Below are 376 nucleotides of genomic sequence, written 5' to 3'. Positions count from 1 at the left end.
GCCATACATACTGCCACACGCGGGAGCGTAGGCTATGCGAGGCTTCTGCACCCTGATCTCGGTATCCTTCGATCCAGGTGGTGTACTTCGTTTCTACAGTAGCCTGGTTGAGGTCAGTGTCCGAAGGCACGTACTCAGCAGTATCACCCTGCACAATTGAGCCATCAGGCAGCGTGAAGAACCCGTTCAGCTTCACGTCCATCCCACGGTAAGGCAGGCTGGTTTCGGCTTTGAACACATACTTCTTACCGGTCTCAATGACTCGCGGCCCTGTCACGTAAGGACGGGGGGCCTTCACTGCTCGGAAGTCAACTGCCGTTTTCGCAACTTCATAGGCATAGCCGTCATCAGCCGGTGCAGTGGCAGAGCGCACACG

At 56.4% G+C, this 376-nt stretch carries 1 protein-coding gene; it reads right to left on the bottom strand.

What is annotated here, in order from left to right:
• On the bottom strand, positions 1-376 hold a 376-nt coding region (locus PL597_RS26185; protein WP_271366676.1), incomplete at both ends, for a hypothetical protein.

Origin of the sequence: Agrobacterium sp. ST15.13.013, from assembly GCF_027956525.1 — a bacterium.
Taxonomy (GTDB): Bacteria; Pseudomonadota; Alphaproteobacteria; order Rhizobiales; family Rhizobiaceae; genus Agrobacterium; species Agrobacterium salinitolerans.
This window is presented reverse-complemented; position numbering and strand designations above follow the sequence as displayed.